This window comes from Rothia uropygialis, assembly GCF_004137765.1.
Taxonomy (GTDB): domain Bacteria; phylum Actinomycetota; class Actinomycetes; order Actinomycetales; family Micrococcaceae; genus Rothia.
In genome coordinates, this window is sequence record NZ_NOIS01000002.1 from 135,684 (window position 1) to 151,344 (window position 15,661).

General features: G+C 59.8%; 18 protein-coding genes and 2 tRNA genes. 19 read left to right on the forward strand and 1 reads right to left on the reverse strand.

What is annotated here, in order from left to right:
- The first annotated feature begins 81 nt into the window (after positions 1 to 81).
- From EWV35_RS04230 to EWV35_RS04285, 13 genes are all read left to right on the forward strand, one after another.
- Complete coding sequence (locus EWV35_RS04230) at positions 82 to 1,389, forward strand: glutamate-5-semialdehyde dehydrogenase (RefSeq protein WP_129658489.1); 1,308 nt, start codon at positions 82 to 84, stop codon at positions 1,387 to 1,389.
- A 76-nt stretch (positions 1,390 to 1,465) separates the two neighbouring features.
- On the forward strand, positions 1,466 to 1,705 hold the full coding sequence (locus EWV35_RS04235; RefSeq protein WP_129658491.1) for a hypothetical protein: 240 nt from the start codon (positions 1,466 to 1,468) through the stop codon (positions 1,703 to 1,705).
- 68 nt (positions 1,706 to 1,773) lie between these two features.
- Complete coding sequence (gene nadD / locus EWV35_RS04240; RefSeq protein ID WP_129658493.1) at positions 1,774 to 2,514, forward strand: nicotinate-nucleotide adenylyltransferase; 741 nt, start codon at positions 1,774 to 1,776, stop codon at positions 2,512 to 2,514.
- A gap of 92 nt (positions 2,515 to 2,606) precedes the next feature.
- A complete protein-coding gene (locus EWV35_RS04245; RefSeq protein ID WP_129658495.1) occupies positions 2,607 to 3,506 on the forward strand; it encodes a hypothetical protein in 900 nt (299 codons plus the stop codon).
- A gap of 31 nt (positions 3,507 to 3,537) precedes the next feature.
- Entirely contained in the window at positions 3,538 to 3,963 is a 426-nt protein-coding gene (gene rsfS, locus EWV35_RS04250) for a ribosome silencing factor (RefSeq protein WP_129658497.1), read from the forward strand.
- A gap of 125 nt (positions 3,964 to 4,088) precedes the next feature.
- Positions 4,089 to 4,161: transfer RNA gene (locus tag EWV35_RS04255), tRNA-Ala, on the forward strand.
- 173 nt (positions 4,162 to 4,334) lie between these two features.
- Positions 4,335 to 4,619 (forward strand): antibiotic biosynthesis monooxygenase family protein, encoded by a 285-nt coding sequence (locus tag EWV35_RS13145; protein ID WP_165168331.1) that lies wholly within the window; start codon positions 4,335 to 4,337, stop codon positions 4,617 to 4,619.
- A gap of 66 nt (positions 4,620 to 4,685) precedes the next feature.
- Positions 4,686 to 4,758: transfer RNA gene (locus tag EWV35_RS04265), tRNA-Ala, on the forward strand.
- Positions 4,759 to 4,917: 159 nt separating this feature from the next.
- Positions 4,918 to 5,046, forward strand: a complete 129-nt coding sequence (locus EWV35_RS13515) for a hypothetical protein (RefSeq protein WP_274542942.1) — start codon at positions 4,918 to 4,920, stop codon at positions 5,044 to 5,046.
- 15 nt (positions 5,047 to 5,061) lie between these two features.
- Positions 5,062 to 5,271, forward strand: a complete 210-nt coding sequence (locus EWV35_RS04270) for a hypothetical protein (protein WP_129658499.1) — start codon at positions 5,062 to 5,064, stop codon at positions 5,269 to 5,271.
- Between the two features lie 220 nt (positions 5,272 to 5,491).
- Positions 5,492 to 6,490 carry a metal ABC transporter substrate-binding protein gene (locus EWV35_RS04275; protein ID WP_129658501.1) on the forward strand — a complete coding sequence of 333 codons (999 nt, stop codon included), beginning with the start codon at positions 5,492 to 5,494 and terminating at the stop codon, positions 6,488 to 6,490.
- Positions 6,487 to 7,221 carry a metal ABC transporter ATP-binding protein gene (locus EWV35_RS04280; RefSeq protein WP_129658503.1) on the forward strand — a complete coding sequence of 245 codons (735 nt, stop codon included), beginning with the start codon at positions 6,487 to 6,489 and terminating at the stop codon, positions 7,219 to 7,221. The genes EWV35_RS04275 and EWV35_RS04280 overlap by 4 nt, the downstream gene beginning before the upstream one ends.
- The gene (locus EWV35_RS04285; protein WP_129658505.1) at positions 7,218 to 8,093 is read left to right on the forward strand and encodes a metal ABC transporter permease; all 876 of its coding nucleotides are present in this window, start codon (positions 7,218 to 7,220) and stop codon (positions 8,091 to 8,093) included. The genes EWV35_RS04280 and EWV35_RS04285 overlap by 4 nt, the downstream gene beginning before the upstream one ends.
- Before the next feature lie 16 nt (positions 8,094 to 8,109).
- Here the strand turns inward: EWV35_RS04285 and EWV35_RS04290 are convergent, their stop codons facing one another.
- Positions 8,110 to 8,787: a metal-dependent transcriptional regulator gene (locus tag EWV35_RS04290; RefSeq protein WP_129658507.1), complete on the reverse strand. Its 678-nt coding sequence runs from the start codon at positions 8,785 to 8,787 to the stop codon at positions 8,110 to 8,112.
- A gap of 336 nt (positions 8,788 to 9,123) precedes the next feature.
- Here EWV35_RS04290 and EWV35_RS04295 point away from each other — a divergent pair, with 336 nt between their 5' ends.
- The 6 genes from EWV35_RS04295 (at position 9,124) to EWV35_RS04320 (ending at position 15,656) form a co-directional block, all read left to right on the forward strand.
- Positions 9,124 to 10,224, forward strand: coding sequence for an App1 family protein (locus tag EWV35_RS04295; protein ID WP_129658509.1), 1,101 nt, complete (start codon positions 9,124 to 9,126; stop codon positions 10,222 to 10,224).
- A gap of 315 nt (positions 10,225 to 10,539) precedes the next feature.
- Positions 10,540 to 10,776, forward strand: coding sequence for a glutaredoxin-like protein NrdH (nrdH, locus tag EWV35_RS04300; RefSeq protein ID WP_129359711.1), 237 nt, complete (start codon positions 10,540 to 10,542; stop codon positions 10,774 to 10,776).
- A 175-nt stretch (positions 10,777 to 10,951) separates the two neighbouring features.
- Positions 10,952 to 11,416 (forward strand): class Ib ribonucleoside-diphosphate reductase assembly flavoprotein NrdI, encoded by a 465-nt coding sequence (gene nrdI, locus EWV35_RS04305; RefSeq protein WP_129659507.1) that lies wholly within the window; start codon positions 10,952 to 10,954, stop codon positions 11,414 to 11,416.
- A 29-nt stretch (positions 11,417 to 11,445) separates the two neighbouring features.
- On the forward strand, positions 11,446 to 13,566 hold the full coding sequence (gene nrdE / locus EWV35_RS04310) for a class 1b ribonucleoside-diphosphate reductase subunit alpha (RefSeq protein WP_129659505.1): 2,121 nt from the start codon (positions 11,446 to 11,448) through the stop codon (positions 13,564 to 13,566).
- A 138-nt stretch (positions 13,567 to 13,704) separates the two neighbouring features.
- On the forward strand, positions 13,705 to 14,679 hold the full coding sequence (gene nrdF / locus EWV35_RS04315) for a class 1b ribonucleoside-diphosphate reductase subunit beta (RefSeq protein WP_129659510.1): 975 nt from the start codon (positions 13,705 to 13,707) through the stop codon (positions 14,677 to 14,679).
- A gap of 266 nt (positions 14,680 to 14,945) precedes the next feature.
- Complete coding sequence (locus EWV35_RS04320; RefSeq protein WP_165168335.1) at positions 14,946 to 15,656, forward strand: SRPBCC domain-containing protein; 711 nt, start codon at positions 14,946 to 14,948, stop codon at positions 15,654 to 15,656.
- The last annotated feature ends 5 nt before the right edge of the window (positions 15,657 to 15,661 follow it).

Sequence of the window (15,661 nt, forward strand, 5' to 3'; positions counted from 1 at the left end):
GGCGCCGTTGGGGAAGGCAGTGGCTTTTACTCAGAGTGAAAGCGGCTGAATCCCGACGACGCTCCCGCTAAGGTTGGGGTCATGAGCCAAAACGTACAGGCACGAGAGTCCACATTTTCCGTTCCGGACGACATCCAGTCTGCGGTCAATGCGATGGCCGATGACGCCCGCGCGGCCTCACGCACGCTGGCCACCGCGGACCGAAGTCGGAAAGATAGGGCGTTGCTCCGTATCGCCGAGGCGATCGATGCCCAACGCGAAGTCATCCTTCGCTCGAATGAGGCCGACGTCGCCCGTGGTGCGGAGAAAGGTCTCGCCGAGAACCTGGTTGACCGGTTGACGCTCAACGACGACCGCATCGACGGTTTGATCGAGGCGCTCAAGAGCTTGGCCTCGCAGGTCGATCCGATCGGGGAGATCCTGGACGGCCAGATCCTGCCCAACGGGCTTCGGGTTTCCCGGGTTCGGGTGCCTCTCGGCGTCGTAGGAGCCATCTACGAGGCTCGCCCGAACGTCACGGTCGATATTGCTGGCCTGGCCCTCAAATCCGGAAACGCTGCCATGTTGCGGGGCGGTTCCGCTGCGCTTGAAACCAACAGAGCCCTGGTCGGCGTAATCCGCGATGCCCTCGACTCCGCGGGCCTGCCCGTGGATTGCGTCCAATCGGTCGACGAGTACGGTCGCGACGGAGCCAACGCTTTGATGCTCGCGCGCGGCAAAGTCGATGTGCTGATTCCCCGAGGCGGCGGAAATCTCATCCAGTCCGTCGTGAATAACGCGCGCGTCCCGGTGATCGAAACCGGCGAGGGCAATGTGCACATTTACCTTGACACGACGGCGACCGAGGAAAATGCTGTTCCGTTGGTCGTGAACTCCAAGATTCATCGTCCCTCTGCGTGCAACTCGGCCGAGACCCTGCTGATCCAGAAAGATGCCCCGGCGGCTGAGGCCGTCCTCAAAGGCCTGCTCGATGCCGAAGTCCGCTTGCACGTCGACGAAGCCGCTGCAGAACTTGCCGGCGGATATTCCGAGCAGGTCGTCGCGGCACAAGACGGCGACTGGGACTCAGAAAGTCTCGCCTTGGAGATGTCGGTTCGGGTCGTGGAGTCGATGGACGAGGCCCTGGATCATATTCAGCGGTACTCGACCGGTCACACGGAACTCATCATTACCAATGATCTCCGAAAGGCTGACGAGTTCGTCGCTCGCATCGATTCGGCGACCGTGATGGTCAATGCATCCACCCGGTTTACCGACGGGGGCGAGCTGGGCCTCGGGGCAGAAGTCGGAATTTCGACGCAGAAGCTCCATGCTCGCGGGCCGATGGGGTTGGCCCAATTGACTTCCTCACAATGGGTTGTGCGAGGAGAAGGCCACACAAGGGGCTAAACTAGGGGTGACTTCATCGCACTGGAAATAAGCGGCGGTCGCCCTGGGCGACACGCCGGAAGGGATCAATAGGCACATGCTCAACTCAGCCATCCTGGCCTCCGCAACCGTCGCGGAAGAAAGCGCCGGCTACGACCTCGGTATTCCCCATTGGTTGGTTGCCGTGATCTTCTTCTGCGTCTTCCTGCTCATGTTGTTGGTCGTTGTTTCCTTCTCGGGCCGTGGGGTCCGTCGCGATGGCTTGTCCAATCCCGCCGAGATCTCACCGGATGAACAAGACGCAATGACCGAGTACAACGAAAAGCATCACCGTTAGACGACGGTCATAGGGAGACCGGGGCCCGCGCAGGCGTTCCGCAGCGTGCGGTCCCGGTTCTGTGTTCCATGAATCCTCAGCTCAAAGCCACCACCGCTGACGGCCTGACCGTTCCCCCTCGCCGCCCGGGGCGCACGCGCCTCGGCGTCATGGGCGGAACGTTCGATCCGATTCACCACGGGCACCTTGTGGCCGCGAGTGAGGTCGCATCCGTCTTCGATCTCGACGAAGTCGTATTTGTGCCCACGGGCCAACCTTGGCAGAAAGCGGACAAACAAGTTTCCTCCGCGGAACATCGGTATCTCATGACCGTGGTCGCGACGGCATCCAATCCGCGGTTCACTGTTTCGCGAGTCGATATCGATCGCCCCGGGCCGACCTACACGATCGACACTCTCCGCGATTTGCGTGAGATTCGCCCCACTGCCGACCTGTTCTTCATCACCGGGGCGGACGCGATGGCGCAGGTTCTCTCATGGAAAGATGCCGCAGAAATGTGGGACCTCGCCTACTTCGTAGGAGTGACGAGGCCCGGCCACGAGCTGTCCGCGCCGTATCATGGGGATGGCGTCGGGCTTCTGGAAGTACCAGCCATGGCGATCTCTTCTACCGACGTCCGACGACGGTCCGCAGCAGGAAAACCCGTGTGGTATCTCGTGCCGGACGGAGTCGTCCAGTACATCAACAAGTACAACCTGTATGATCCGCTCGAGGATTCCGGTGACGACAACAGCCGTCGGAATCCTGATCGCCTGCCGGGGGACCACGATGCCGTGACAACCCCGGTAGACTCGAGAGGAGCGCATTAGCATGTGCGACGAGCGGACACGTCAAGGAGTTTCAGCTGAGTAGCAATCTTCCCACCACCACCGATATTTATTCGGAACCGGAAAAGGTGTACGTGGCGGAGGACGGAACGAAGGTCCCTCCGGCACCGGAGGCGTATGGTCCGCGTCGCCTTGCCCGCTACCGGCGTCAGCACCTGTCTGAGGTCAGGGGAGAACCGCCTCTCCACACCCAGGGCGTTCCGATTGTTCCTGTCCACGAGCCGCCGCCAGAGGTTCTCGAGATTCAGCGCCGATTCGAGGCTTTGGCCGGGGCTTTGAACGAAGACGGCGAGTTCGTGGAGCTCAGCGAGGACGCCGAATTCGAGACCTTGATCGCCGCGGATGCCTCCGCGGTCCAGTTCCAGGAAGAGGATGTCCTCAACGCCGTGCAACGGCACATCCTGGGGGAGTCAGGCACCGTCGCGGACACACCCAGCCTGTCGATCAACCCTGCGCACCTTTCCGGTTTCAGTAGTACAGATATCAAGCGCGACTACGACGAACACATTCTGGGTCCGGTAACCATGGGGGTCCCCGTGGTTCTGGGGCCGGCAAGTTCTTCGGTTTCCCAAGGCTCCGTCTCCGGTGAGGGAGCGGTTGCGTCGCCAGCCGAGGCTGCTCCGGATCAGACGGAATCCTCACAGGCGGCCGAATCTTCGGGTGCTTCGCAGGACGAGCCGGGGATCGGCGGCTCCCATGTGACCGAGGCCGGGAACGCGGAGTCTTCTTCGGGCGAGAAGCCGTTGTCTCGTGCACAGGGCGAGTCCGATGTGGCGGAGCCGAGCCAATCGACGGTTACACCCGAGTCGGAGCCCGCCGACGTCAAGCCCGTGCGGGCGATGGATGCTCACGGGCTGGATCTGTCCGGAATGGATCGTAAGGCTCCCAAATCCGGTGGGCGGATTGCTTTGATCACCGTTGTTCTTCTACTTCTCATTGTGGCCGTGGTGTTGGGAATCATCTTCCTCATCTGACGAGGCCGCACAATCGTCCCGAAAGGACACCATGACCGCAACACAAGAATCAGTCGATGCCATCAAACTCGCGGCTCGTGCCGCAGAGTCCAAACAGGCTACCCAACTCAACGCATATGACGTTTCCGAGATCATGGGCCTGATCGACGGCTTTCTGATAGCTTCGGCCTCGAACGAGAGGCTAGTCGATGCGATCGTCGACGAGGTCGAGGACCAATTGCGCGAGCAGCTCGATATCAAACCGCTGCGTCGGGAAGGAAAATCCGGTGGACGCTGGGTGCTTCTCGACTTCGGCGACATCGTCGTGCACGTTCAGCACGAGGAAGAGCGTGCGTTCTACGCCCTGGACCGGCTTTGGGCTGAAGCTCCCCGCATCCCGTTGGGTGTTGAGAGCGAGCTCGACGAGGTCGAGGCCCTCCCGGATGCGAGTGAGCTTGCACCTGAGCCTCGCTCCTAAACGAAGTCCTATTAAGGGTGGGGTACATCACGTTCCGTCGGTTTGCGCCCCACCCCATGGTGTTCGTATAGTAGAGGAGTTGCCGAGGCCGGCAACAAAAATCATGGATTCTCAATGAGAAGCATGGGGCTGTGGCGCAGCTGGTAGCGCATCTGCATGGCATGCAGAGGGTCAGGGGTTCGAGTCCCCTCAGCTCCACCCGTGGATACCATCCCCCGATGACCGAAAAGGTTATCGGGGGATGGTTTTTTAATAGTCCGCGACTCCGACGCTTACGGGCTTCATTCATGGCCCGTTGCGGCCGGAGACGACCAGAGCGGGCATGTTTGATCCGCCTAAAATGGCCGTATCAACGTACAAGGAGGCCGACAATGACCGTCGTCAAAATCAACAAATTGTCCGTTCCTTCCGGGGCCCATGAGGAACTCGAGCGTCGATTCGCCGAGCGCAAGCATTCCGTGGATTCCGCCCCAGGTTTCGAAGGATTCGAACTTCTCCGTCCCGCCGGCGAACAGAAGGAATACTTCGTGGTGACGCGGTGGGCCGACGAGGCGAGTTTTCAGGCGTGGGCCTCGCAACGCCAACCGAGGGACCCCAAGTCCACGGTTTCGAACTCCGAGGGATTGCTCGAGTTCGAGGTAGTGCACCTGAACTGAGGCCGGCTGGCTCGTCGCCCGGATTCCGCATCCGGCGACGAGCTCTGCTAAGCTATAGAAGTTCTTGGGGCTGTGGCGCAGCTGGTAGCGCATCTGCATGGCATGCAGGGGGTCAGGGGTTCGAGTCCCCTCAGCTCCACTAAGACGAATATCGCAAGACGAATATCAACAGCCCCGCTCGTGGATTCACGGGCGGGGTTTTTGTGTATGGCCTGGCCTCGGGTTATCGAGCCTGCCGTCCGATATGCCTACTGGCAGCTCCATTTTCACCTCATGGAGACGTATCTCTGCTCGAAGCATGAGCAATAGCATGCCCTTCAATATTGGCATCGAGATGCCAGCGCTGGGGCTCGGCGTCTTCCACGCACCATCCGAAACCACCGCTGCAACCGTCGAGAATGCTTGTGTGTCGGTTATCGACTCATAGACACCGCTGCCTCACATGTTCATTGAATGTGAAGTCCGGCGAGGTATCAGACAATCGGACGTCGATCGGTCCGACGTCTTCATTAACACCAAGCTGTGGATCAGCGACTACAGCTACGACCATGCCCTGCGCGCCGTCGAGAAGTCCGCGACTACGGCGGGCGTCGAATCCTTCGGCCGCAATATTCCTGAAGCCTCAACGCGCGTGGGACGACCCCCCCGATGAGGGGGGCATGGTTGATTTCGACTTCCACGAATCGACAGTTGATGCATGATGTTTTCACCAAGTACGGCATAGTGGTAGTGGAAAGTTCGCTCAGTCGAACATATGATGTTGACAGGCGGGTGGGCACCCCGAGGGGTACTCCTTGAAGATGATCCAGCTCCTACTCATGGACACGCCCACCCGCTCTCGCCCGCACCCGTACTGAGGCAAGGAAGCCAAGATGCATCGAGAGCAGTCACCCGACCAAACCCACCCTGTAGTCCCCGCGCCTCGTCGTCGACGCAAGCTGTCCCGACTGCTGAAAATCCCGGCGGTCCTGGTAGTCGTACCCGTGATCGCGTCATGCGCCGGGGGACAGGACAGCAAGGCAGTCGGTGCCGACAAGAAACCGGTAGCCCTCACGACGTTCACGGTGTTGGCCGATATGACACAAGCCATCGCAGGTGACCATGTCCAGGTGGAATCGATTACCAAGCCCGGAGCCGAGATCCACGAATACGAGCCGACCCCCGAAGACATCAAGAAAGCTTCGAAGGCCGATCTCATCCTCGAGAACGGGATGAACCTTGAAGCTTGGTTCGACAAGTTCACGCAGGATTCCAACGCGACCAAAGCGACGGTCTCCGATGGGGTCGAACCCATAGCCATCGGCGAGGGCGAAGCCGAGGGGAAGCCGAATCCACACGCATGGATGAGTCCGGTAGCCGCCGAAAAGTACACCGACAATATCCAGAAGGCCCTCTCGGAGCTCGACCCCGAGCATCGGGAGGACTTCGAGAAGAACGCCTCGGCCTACAAAGAACAGCTGAAAGATATTCACGGCCAACTGACCTCCACTCTTCACGCAATTCCGGAGAACCGTCGGACCCTGCTCACCTGTGAAGGCGCATTCTCCTATCTCGCTCGCGATGCCGGCCTCAAAGAGCAGTACTTGTGGGCGGTCAACTCCGATGCAGAACCGTCGGCACAGCGCGTCTCCAACATCACACGCGAAGTCAGAGACAACCAGATACCCGCTGCGTTTTGCGAATCAACGGTCTCCGACAGCACCATGCAACAGGTCGTCGGCAGCACGGACGCGCAATTCGGCGGAACGCTCTACGTCGATTCGCTGTCCGACAAGAACGGGCCAGTCCCCACATACCTCGAATTGCTGCGATACGACGCCCGCGTGATTTCCGACGGACTCACCGGTCGGAAACACGAGGCAAACCATTGAGCGGTTCGGCGGAAGTACCAGCCATCGAAGTCAACGGGATCAACGTCGACTACGGAAAGTACCGGGCGCTAGAAGACGTGACCTTCACCGTTCAGAAAGGAACGGTATGTGCCCTCCTCGGCATGAACGGGTCGGGCAAGTCCACGCTCTTCAACGCGATCTCCGGTGCCCTCAGCCCTACGGCGGGGTCCGTGAAAATCCTTAGCCGCACGGTCAAACAAGCCCAGAAATCAGGCTTGTTAGGCTATATGCCCCAGGCCGAAGCCGTCGACTGGGATTTCCCCGTCAGCGTCCACGACGTCGTCATGATGGGCAGATACGGAGCAATGGGACCCTCCCGGCGCCCCCGCTCCCGGGACAAGGAAGCTGTCCATCGTTCGCTGGACCGCGTGGGCCTGACCGAATTTGCGCAACGACAGATCGGTCGCCTCTCCGGAGGCCAGAAGAAAAGAACCTTCCTCGCGCGAGCACTCGCTCAGAACGCCCAAGTCCTTCTCCTCGACGAGCCGTTTGCCGGGGTGGACCGGGTCTCCGCTCAGACCATGACGGAGGTCCTGCGCGATTTGGCCCATAATGGAATCACCGTACTCATCACCGTGCACGAGATCGACAACATAGCCCAGTGGGCCGACGAAGCCATCCTCCTGCGACGTCGTGTCGTCTACAGAGGTGAGGCCTTCGACGTGCTGAAACCCGAGAAATTGGCGTTGGCGTTCGGAGGTGAGGAATGAACCTCGTCCACATTCTCCTCGAACCGTTCGAATTCGAATTCATGGTCCGGGCCATCTCGGCAACGCTCTTGGCCTCGATCCTCTGCGCGGTGCTGTCATGTTGGCTGATACTCACGGGATGGTCATTACTGGGCGATGCTGTCTCGCACGCGGTACTGCCCGGCGTCGTGCTCTCCTATGCGCTGGGGCTGCCATTCGCCCTTGGCGCGGCGATCTTCGGGCTGCTCGCGGTGGCCCTGATCGGAGGCGTCAAGGAGACCACACGCATCAAGGAGGACGCATCCATAGGGATAGTCTTCACGACTCTCTTCGCGCTGGGACTCGTCCTGGTCTCCGTGACGCCCTCCCAAGTCGACCTCAACCACATCATTTTCGGGAACCTGTTGGGTGTATCGCCTTCGGACCTCGGACAGGTCGCTGCGCTCGCCGGCGTGTGCTTGGCGGTGCTGATTTTCAAGAGACGCGACCTGAGCCTCTATGCGTTCGACCCTGGCCACGCCAGAAATATTGGCCTCAACCCGCGCATTTTGGGTGCGACGTTGCTTGGCGTTCTGGCATTGACCTGCGTGGTCGCGCTTCAGGCCGTGGGCGTGGTCCTCGTGGTCGGGATGCTGATCATACCCGGAGCGACTGCCCGTTTGTTGACCGAAAGAATGTCACGGATGCTTGTGGTTGCACCCGTGCTGTCCTCCTTGTGCTCGCTGGTGGGAATCTACACGAGTTATTTCGCGGATACTTCCACGGGAGGAACGGTTGTCCTGTGCCAAGGGGTTCTGTTCCTCATCGTCTATCTTCTGGCTCCCCGGAATGGCCAGCTGGCACGGCTCCTCGTCGCGCGAGGCCGCCGACTCGGGGCAGATCGAACCGGATGACGGTACCGGGAAGCTACTAGGAGTCTTCCGAGACGAAGATGGCGTCGGTGGCCTCGCGGCCCAAACTCAGCGAGGCCCCATCGCCGTCCACGGACACGTCGAGCGCACCCGAGAAGGGGGCGCCGGCAGAAGTGTTGAGCTTTGTGCCGACGGCAAGGCCCTGGGCCGAAAAATACTGGAGCAGTTGTGGATCCGAGTCGGAAATCCGCTCTACCTGGACCGACTGACCAGGTTGTACGTCTGTCAGTCGAGTGGCCGAAGGCGACTTGATCGTGCCATCCGCCGAAGGGATCGGATCACCGTGGGGGTCCCGCTCCGGATGACCCAAGAGTTCGGCAACTCGCTCAATCATGAAATCCGAGACGGAGTGCTCGAGGACTTCCGCCTCATCGTGGACTTGATCCCAGGTGTACCCCAGAGTCTCCACGAGGAAAGTTTCCAACAGTCTGTGGCGCCTCACCATGGCGACGGCATGTTGACGGCCTTGCTCCGTCAAGTCCACGGCTCCGTACGGAGCGTGCTTGAGGAAGCCTTGGTTGGTGAGTTTGCGAACCGCGTCAGAGACCGAGGATAACCGTAACCCGGTTGCCGCGGAGATCGCGGAAGCCGTGACGGGTTCGTCGGACCACTCGTTGAGCGACCAGATGGTCTTGAGGTAGTTCTGCGTGCTTTCGGTCAATGACGTGACGGACATGTCAACCATCGTACGGAATCAGTCTGCAAGCCTCGACATGGTCCGTGAATCGGTACCGCCAATTCCACATTCCGATCACGAACGTTCATGCGGAGCCGATAACCGTCCAGATCTGGACGTTGATGATGGACGCGGAGAAACCGACCCTGAACCGTTCTCCGGTGGTGACCTACCCCGAGCCGTAGATCATGCCGGCCGGCCCAGAAACATAGTGCGACAGCCCTCCGACCAGGTCTCCGATGAAGCCCAAGGGCAGGCGTTGTAAGTGGTTCCGTTCGCCACATTCAGGGGCCACGTACTCGCCCGGGCGCACGGGTCATATGACAAACTGGACCCATGCCTGACTCCCGGCCTCTGGCCCGACGATTCGTCCCTCAGAAGCGCCGATCGCCCTCGGTAGGGCGCGAGGCCGTGAATATCGCGTATCGGGTCGCAGACCGTATTCACGAGCGACGCGCCAAGTCCGCGGTCAAAGCCGGCAACGAACCTGTCATTGTTGCTTTTGTCGGATACGGAACGACCAGTTGGGTCCGTGTCCTCGGCAGGGCGCTGTACAAAACCATGTTGTTCTCCGACATCATCGAATCCTTTGCGGGGGACCAGCGGGCAACCAGCCCGGCCCGCGGGTGGCGGTCATTCACTTCCGTACCCATCTCCAACGCTGAGATCGATGTCGTGATCGCGGATCGGCATTTCCAGGTTTCCGCGGATCGTGGCGGCGTCCTCGACGTGCAGCTCGATATTGAGCTGCCTCCCGGAATACACGAGGTCAGAATGAGTACCGCGGGATCAAGGACTGTCTCGTCTAGCATTTACGTGGTTCCGGATGACGAGAAGATAGGGATCATCTGCGACGTCGACGACACGATCATGGTCACGGCGCTTCCGCGACCGCTTCTCGCGGCATGGAACTCTTTTGTCCTGTCCGAACATGCTCGAATGCCCACGCCGGGTATGCCCGTTCTGCTTGAACGCATCCACCGTGCCCACCCGCAGTCGCCGGTCATGTACCTGTCGACGGGCGCGTGGAACGTGGCACCTACTCTTCGTCGCTTCCTGTCGAGAAATGCGTATCCGGAAGGCACCTTGTTGCTCACCGATTGGGGGCCGACCCGAACGCGCTGGTTCCGTTCCGGCGCTGCCCACAAGGTCGATTCGCTCAAACGTCTCGCCAAGGAGTTCCCGGATATGAAGTGGATCCTGGTGGGCGACGACGGCCAGCGTGACCCTGATATCTACAACGGGTTCGCCCTCCGTTACCCGGAGAACGTGGCGGCGATCGTGATCCGCAATCTATCCGTGGGGGAGACGGTTCTCGCTTCCGGGCGGGTTTGGGGAGACGATCGGGCACGGGAAATCGCCGCGGGATCGCTCTGGATGGAAGCCAACGACGGCGGCACCCTTTCGGACAAGCTCAAGCACTCGGGATTGCTCTAGGTTTCTCTTCGCGACACGTTCAATCCGGGCACGACGAAAAATTTTCCGCCCTCGTGTCTGTGGACAATTTGTGGTCAGAACGCGTTCTGGAAAGCTTCGTCCGCGTGTTTCCGCGGTACAACTACACCGGTGTCATTTGCACAGGCTGGGGATAACCCATTTGGTGAAAAACCTAATATGTTGTGGGGCCTTTTTCCGCGCAACACTAGATGTAGTATTGAGCCGAGCCCTTCAACCGGCTCCCACTCCACGGTTCTCCATAGCGAAACCGTGGATGGGAACAGAGGTTGCCACACCACTGCAAGAGGAGATTGCATGTCCATCACCGTTTACACCAAGCCTGCCTGCGTCCAGTGCAACGCGACCTACCGCGCCCTGGACAAGCGTGGGATCTCCTACGACGTCGTCGACGTGACCGAGGACGCTCAAGCACTCGAACACATCAAAGGCCTCGGTTACATGCAGGCCCCGGTCGTCGAGACCGAGAACGATCACTGGTCGGGGTTCCGCCCGGACAAGATCGGCACCCTCGAAGCCGCTCTCGCCTCCTGAGCGAGCGCCACAACGCGTCCACCTCCGTGTGGAGGCGTTTGGGCACGTCCGGTGCCGAGCAGCGGAACATTTCCGCGGCCCACGGGCGTTAAATATGTCAGCGGGGCATCATTCGACTAGGCCCAGTGATGTGAAAACCACGCATCAGATCACAAGCTTTTTGGGGGCGCCCTACATGGAAACCGTGCTTGAAGATCAACGCGGCAAACCGGTGTCGGCAAACGAGCCCGTGCTCGTCTACTTCTCCTCCGTCTCCGGCAACACGCACAAATTCGTCGAGAAGTTGAATGTCGAATCGATTCGACTTCCTCTGCGCACCGCAGAAGACACTGTCCGCATGGACACTCCCTTCGTGCTGTGCGTTCCGACCTACGGTCGTCCCCGCTCGGGCGGGGCCGTCCCTCCGCAAGTCATGAAGTTCCTCAGAGAACCGAAAAACCGAGAAATGTTGCTCGGTGTCATCGGGGCCGGGAACACCAACTTCGGGGAGCTGTACTGCATCGCGGCAGACAAGATAGCGGTGAAATGTCAGGTCCCCGTCCTGTACAAATTCGAGCTCATGGGCACCAGCGATGATGTTGCCCGCGTCAACGAAGGATTGAAAGCGTTTTGGACACAAAACTTCCCGCACCCGGAGTGAACGCCGAACGCGGTCACGACGACCCCACCATCCCGGAGAAGTACAAGGGGTTGGGCTACCACGAGCTCAACGCGATGTTGAACCTGTACGACTCGGACGGCCAGATCCAGTTCGACGCCGACCGGCAGGCGGCCCGCCAGTACTTCTTGCAACATGTCAACAACAACACCGTGTTCTTCCACGACCTCGAGGAGAAGCTCAAGTACTTGGTCGAGCACCAGTACTACGAGCCCCAGGTTCTGGAACAGTACTCGATGGACTTCATCAGGTCTCTGTCCAAGCTTGCCTATTCCAAGAAGTTCAGGTTCCCGACCTTCCTGGGGGCGTTCAAGTTCTACACCTCCTACACCCTCAAGACCTTCGACGGTCAGCGGTACCTCGAGCGCTTCGAGGACCGGGTGGTCATGGTGGCTCTTTCCCTGGCACGCGGTGACGAGGAGCTGGCCACCAACTTGGTCGAGGAGATCATCTCGGGTCGATTCCAGCCGGCCACGCCGACCTTCCTCAACGCCGGCAAGAAGCAGCGCGGCGAGTTGGTCTCCTGCTTCCTGCTGCGCATCGAAGACAACATGGAGTCGATCGGTCGTTCGATCAACTCGGCTCTCCAGCTGTCGAAGCGAGGCGGTGGCGTCGCTTTCGCTCTCACCAACCTGCGTGAGTCCGGTGCCCCGATCAAAAAGATCGAGAACCAGTCCTCCGGTGTGATCCCCGTGATGAAGTTGCTCGAGGACTCGTTCTCCTATGCGAATCAGTTGGGTGCGCGTCAGGGCGCGGGTGCGGTATACCTGCACGCGCACCACCCGGATATCTACCGGTTCCTCGATACCAAGCGCGAGAACGCGGACGAGAAGATCCGCATCAAGACCCTCTCGCTCGGCGTCGTGATCCCGGATATCACTTTCGAACTGGCGAAGCGCAACGAAGAGATGTACCTGTTCTCTCCGTACGACGTGGAACGCGTCTACGGTATGCCTTTCTCGGACATCAACGTCACCGAGAAGTACTACGAGATGGTCGATGACTCGCGCATCCAAAAGAAGAAGATCAACGCTCGCGAGTTCTTCCAGACCCTCGCGGAGATTCAGTTCGAGTCGGGCTACCCGTACGTGATGTTCGAGGACACCGTGAACCGGGCCAACCCGATTGACGGCAAAGTCATCATGTCGAATCTGTGCTCCGAAATCCTCCAGGTATCCCAGCCCTCTGAATACCAGCCGGGGCTGGACTACGAGACCATCGGCAAGGACATTTCGTGCAACCTCGGTTCGTTGAACGTTGCCCGTACCATGGATTCCCCGGATTTCGGCCAGTCCATTGAGACCGCGATCCGGGGTCTGACGGCCGTGTCGGATATGTCGGATATCGAATCGGTTCCCTCGATTGCGCGGGGAAATGCGATGTCCCATGCGATCGGCCTGGGTCAGATGAACCTTCACGGGTACTTGGCCCGTGAACGTGTGTTCTATGGGTCCGAAGAAGGCATCGACTTCACGAACATCTATTTCTACACGGTGCTATTCCACGCCTTGCGTGCTTCCAACAAGTTGGCGATCGAACGCGGCGAGACTTTCGCGGGCTTCGAGAAGTCGGATTATGCTTCGGGGGAATTCTTCGAGAAGTACATCAAGCAGACGTGGGAGCCCCAGACTCCCCGGGTGCGTGAGATGTTCTCCGAGGTCCACATTCCGACCCAGTCGGACTGGGAGGACCTCAAGGCCAGCGTGATGGAACACGGTATCTACAACCAGAACCTGCAGGCTGTCCCGCCGACCGGTTCGATCTCCTACATCAACGGCTCGACCTCCTCGATCCACCCGATTGCTTCCAAGATCGAGATCCGCAAGGAAGGCAAGCTGGGTCGTGTCTATTACCCGGCCCCATACCTGGACAATGACAACCTGGAGTACTTCCAGGATGCCTACGAAATCGGCTACGAGAAGATCATCGATACCTACGCCGCTGCCACCCAGCACGTGGACCAGGGACTGTCCCTGACGTTGTTCTTCCCGGACACAGCGACGACGCGCGAGATCAACAAGGCCCAGATCTATGCGTGGCGCAAGGGGATCAAGACGATCTACTATGTGCGCTTGCGTCAGCTGGCTTTGGAAGGCACCGAGGTCGAAGGCTGCGTTTCCTGCATGCTGTAGTGCCAATCGAGGGCCGGTGCACGTACCACCGGCCCTCGTCAGGCCCTGGCGTCCCATTCTCCGAGGGCGCCGCCCCTATACATCCCGAATTCCACGCGACGAGGCGCCGCGAGCGCAAAAGGAGTCATGCCCGTCATGATGAGCGAAAAGGTCGAACTGGTCCACAACGTCGAGGCCATCAACTGGAACCGCATACCCGACGAGAAGGACCTCGAGGTCTGGGACCGGTTGACCGGTAACTTCTGGCTCCCGGAAAAGGTCCCGCTGTCCAACGACGTCCAGTCCTGGGCGACGTTGAATGACGAGGAAAAGCAGCTCACCATGCGGGTCTTCACCGGTTTGACCCTGCTGGACACGATCCAGGGCACCGTGGGCGCCGTCGCCCTCCTGCCGGACGCGTTGACCCCGCACGAGGAAGCCGTGTACACCAACATCGCCTTCATGGAGTCCGTGCACGCCAAGTCCTACTCCTCGATCTTCTCGACCTTATGCTCGACGAAAGAGATCGACGAGGTCTTCCGCTGGTCCCGTGAGAACGAGTTCCTGCAGAAGAAGGCCAATATCGTCATGGACTACTACCAGGGAGACGACCCGCTCAAGAAGAAGGTGGCCTCCACGCTGCTGGAGTCCTTCTTGTTCTATTCGGGTTTCTACCTGCCGATGTACTGGTCAAGCCACGCCAAGCTGACCAACACCGCGGACCTGATCCGCCTCATCATTCGCGACGAGGCCGTGCACGGCTACTACATCGGATACAAGTACCAGCGCGGGCTGGAGAAGGAAAGCGTCGAGCGTCGCCAGGAGCTCAAGGATTACACCTTCGATCTGCTGTACGAACTGTACGAGAACGAGGTCGCCTACACCCACTCGCTCTACGACGGCGTCGGTCTTTCCGAGGACGTCAAGAAGTTCCTTCACTACAACGCGAACAAGGCACTCATGAATTTGGGTTACGAGGCTATGTTCCCGTCGTCGGTGACGGATGTATCCCCGGCGATCCTCTCGGCGCTCTCGCCCAATGCGGACGAGAACCACGACTTCTTCTCCGGATCCGGTTCCTCGTACGTGATCGGCAAGGCCGTGAACACCGAAGACGAGGACTGGGACTTCTAAAGATGACCACTCACGGCCTTGCCGCCGTGCGGGGTCTTTCCCGTCGCAAGCCGCGGAAGCGGTGACCGTTCGAAGTCGGGGTTAATTCCCCTTTTCGGCCGATAACCGCTCCGCGGGCGATCGACAGCTTGAGATCTATGGCTTCCGTGTGCCGTCGTCGCCTGGGCGCCTGCGGCGACCCCTAATACGGCCCAGCGTCGGAGTCGCGATGAGCGCCATCGCGCCGTATTCTCGAAGGGAAGCACATCGAGGTTAGGAGTCTCACCGTGGCACATACCGCAGCACCTGTTTCGGAACCCCAGGACGAGCAGGCCGAGGAGCGCAAGGATCCCTTCGCTCGGTCGACCAAGCCCCAGCACCCGGCGGAGTTGCAACTAGAACGTGTCTACCGACAGGTCGGCAACAAGGAAAACCACCACGTCATCGTGGTGGAACAAACCTTCACCAACCCTCCCCAAGAAGTCTGGGCGGCGCTGACGGAACCGGAGAACCTAGCCGTCTGGCTTGAGCCGGTAAACCTGACCTCGAAGGAAGATCGTCGGTTCAAGACCGAGAAAACGGGGACCGAAGGAACAATCCAAATCTTCGATCCTCCGCGACTGCTTCAATTGACGTGGGAAAACGGCGGCGAGGTCGGGGAATTGCAGATCTCCATCACTCAAACCGCGGCCGGCTCCTCACTGACCCTGAGACACCGTGTTGCCGCCAATGATCACTGGGACAAATACGGTGCCGGTGCGACCGGCGTCGGCTGGGACGGCGCCTTCCTTGCTCTTCACGCATTCCTCAACGGCCGCGCCGCCACAGTCCGTCAGCGGATGAGTGAACTCGAAGGGTCCGAGCAAGGCCACCGCTTCATCGACGCGACGTCGAAAGCCTGGGAACAGGCACAGGTCAAAGCCGGAACGGATGAGGAGACCGCCCGCGCGCAGGCCGAACGCACCGCAGCCTTCTACAAAGGTGCCGAGGTCTCCTAGAACAA

Coding starts and splice junctions, on each gene's coding strand:
- EWV35_RS13515 (WP_274542942.1), top strand. CDS start 4,918: ATGAGCAATAGCATGCCCTTCAATATTGGCATCGAGATGCCAGCGCTG.
- EWV35_RS04290 (WP_129658507.1), bottom strand. CDS start 8,787: ATGTCCGTCACGTCATTGACCGAAAGCACGCAGAACTACCTCAAGACC.
- EWV35_RS04285 (WP_129658505.1), top strand. CDS start 7,218: ATGAACCTCGTCCACATTCTCCTCGAACCGTTCGAATTCGAATTCATG.
- EWV35_RS04230 (WP_129658489.1), top strand. CDS start 82: ATGAGCCAAAACGTACAGGCACGAGAGTCCACATTTTCCGTTCCGGAC.
- EWV35_RS04295 (WP_129658509.1), top strand. CDS start 9,124: ATGCCTGACTCCCGGCCTCTGGCCCGACGATTCGTCCCTCAGAAGCGC.
- EWV35_RS04275 (WP_129658501.1), top strand. CDS start 5,492: ATGCATCGAGAGCAGTCACCCGACCAAACCCACCCTGTAGTCCCCGCG.
- nrdH (WP_129359711.1), top strand. CDS start 10,540: ATGTCCATCACCGTTTACACCAAGCCTGCCTGCGTCCAGTGCAACGCG.
- EWV35_RS04235 (WP_129658491.1), top strand. CDS start 1,466: ATGCTCAACTCAGCCATCCTGGCCTCCGCAACCGTCGCGGAAGAAAGC.
- nrdI (WP_129659507.1), top strand. CDS start 10,952: ATGGAAACCGTGCTTGAAGATCAACGCGGCAAACCGGTGTCGGCAAAC.
- rsfS (WP_129658497.1), top strand. CDS start 3,538: ATGACCGCAACACAAGAATCAGTCGATGCCATCAAACTCGCGGCTCGT.
- EWV35_RS04270 (WP_129658499.1), top strand. CDS start 5,062: ATGTTCATTGAATGTGAAGTCCGGCGAGGTATCAGACAATCGGACGTC.
- EWV35_RS13145 (WP_165168331.1), top strand. CDS start 4,335: ATGACCGTCGTCAAAATCAACAAATTGTCCGTTCCTTCCGGGGCCCAT.
- nadD (WP_129658493.1), top strand. CDS start 1,774: ATGAATCCTCAGCTCAAAGCCACCACCGCTGACGGCCTGACCGTTCCC.
- nrdF (WP_129659510.1), top strand. CDS start 13,705: ATGAGCGAAAAGGTCGAACTGGTCCACAACGTCGAGGCCATCAACTGG.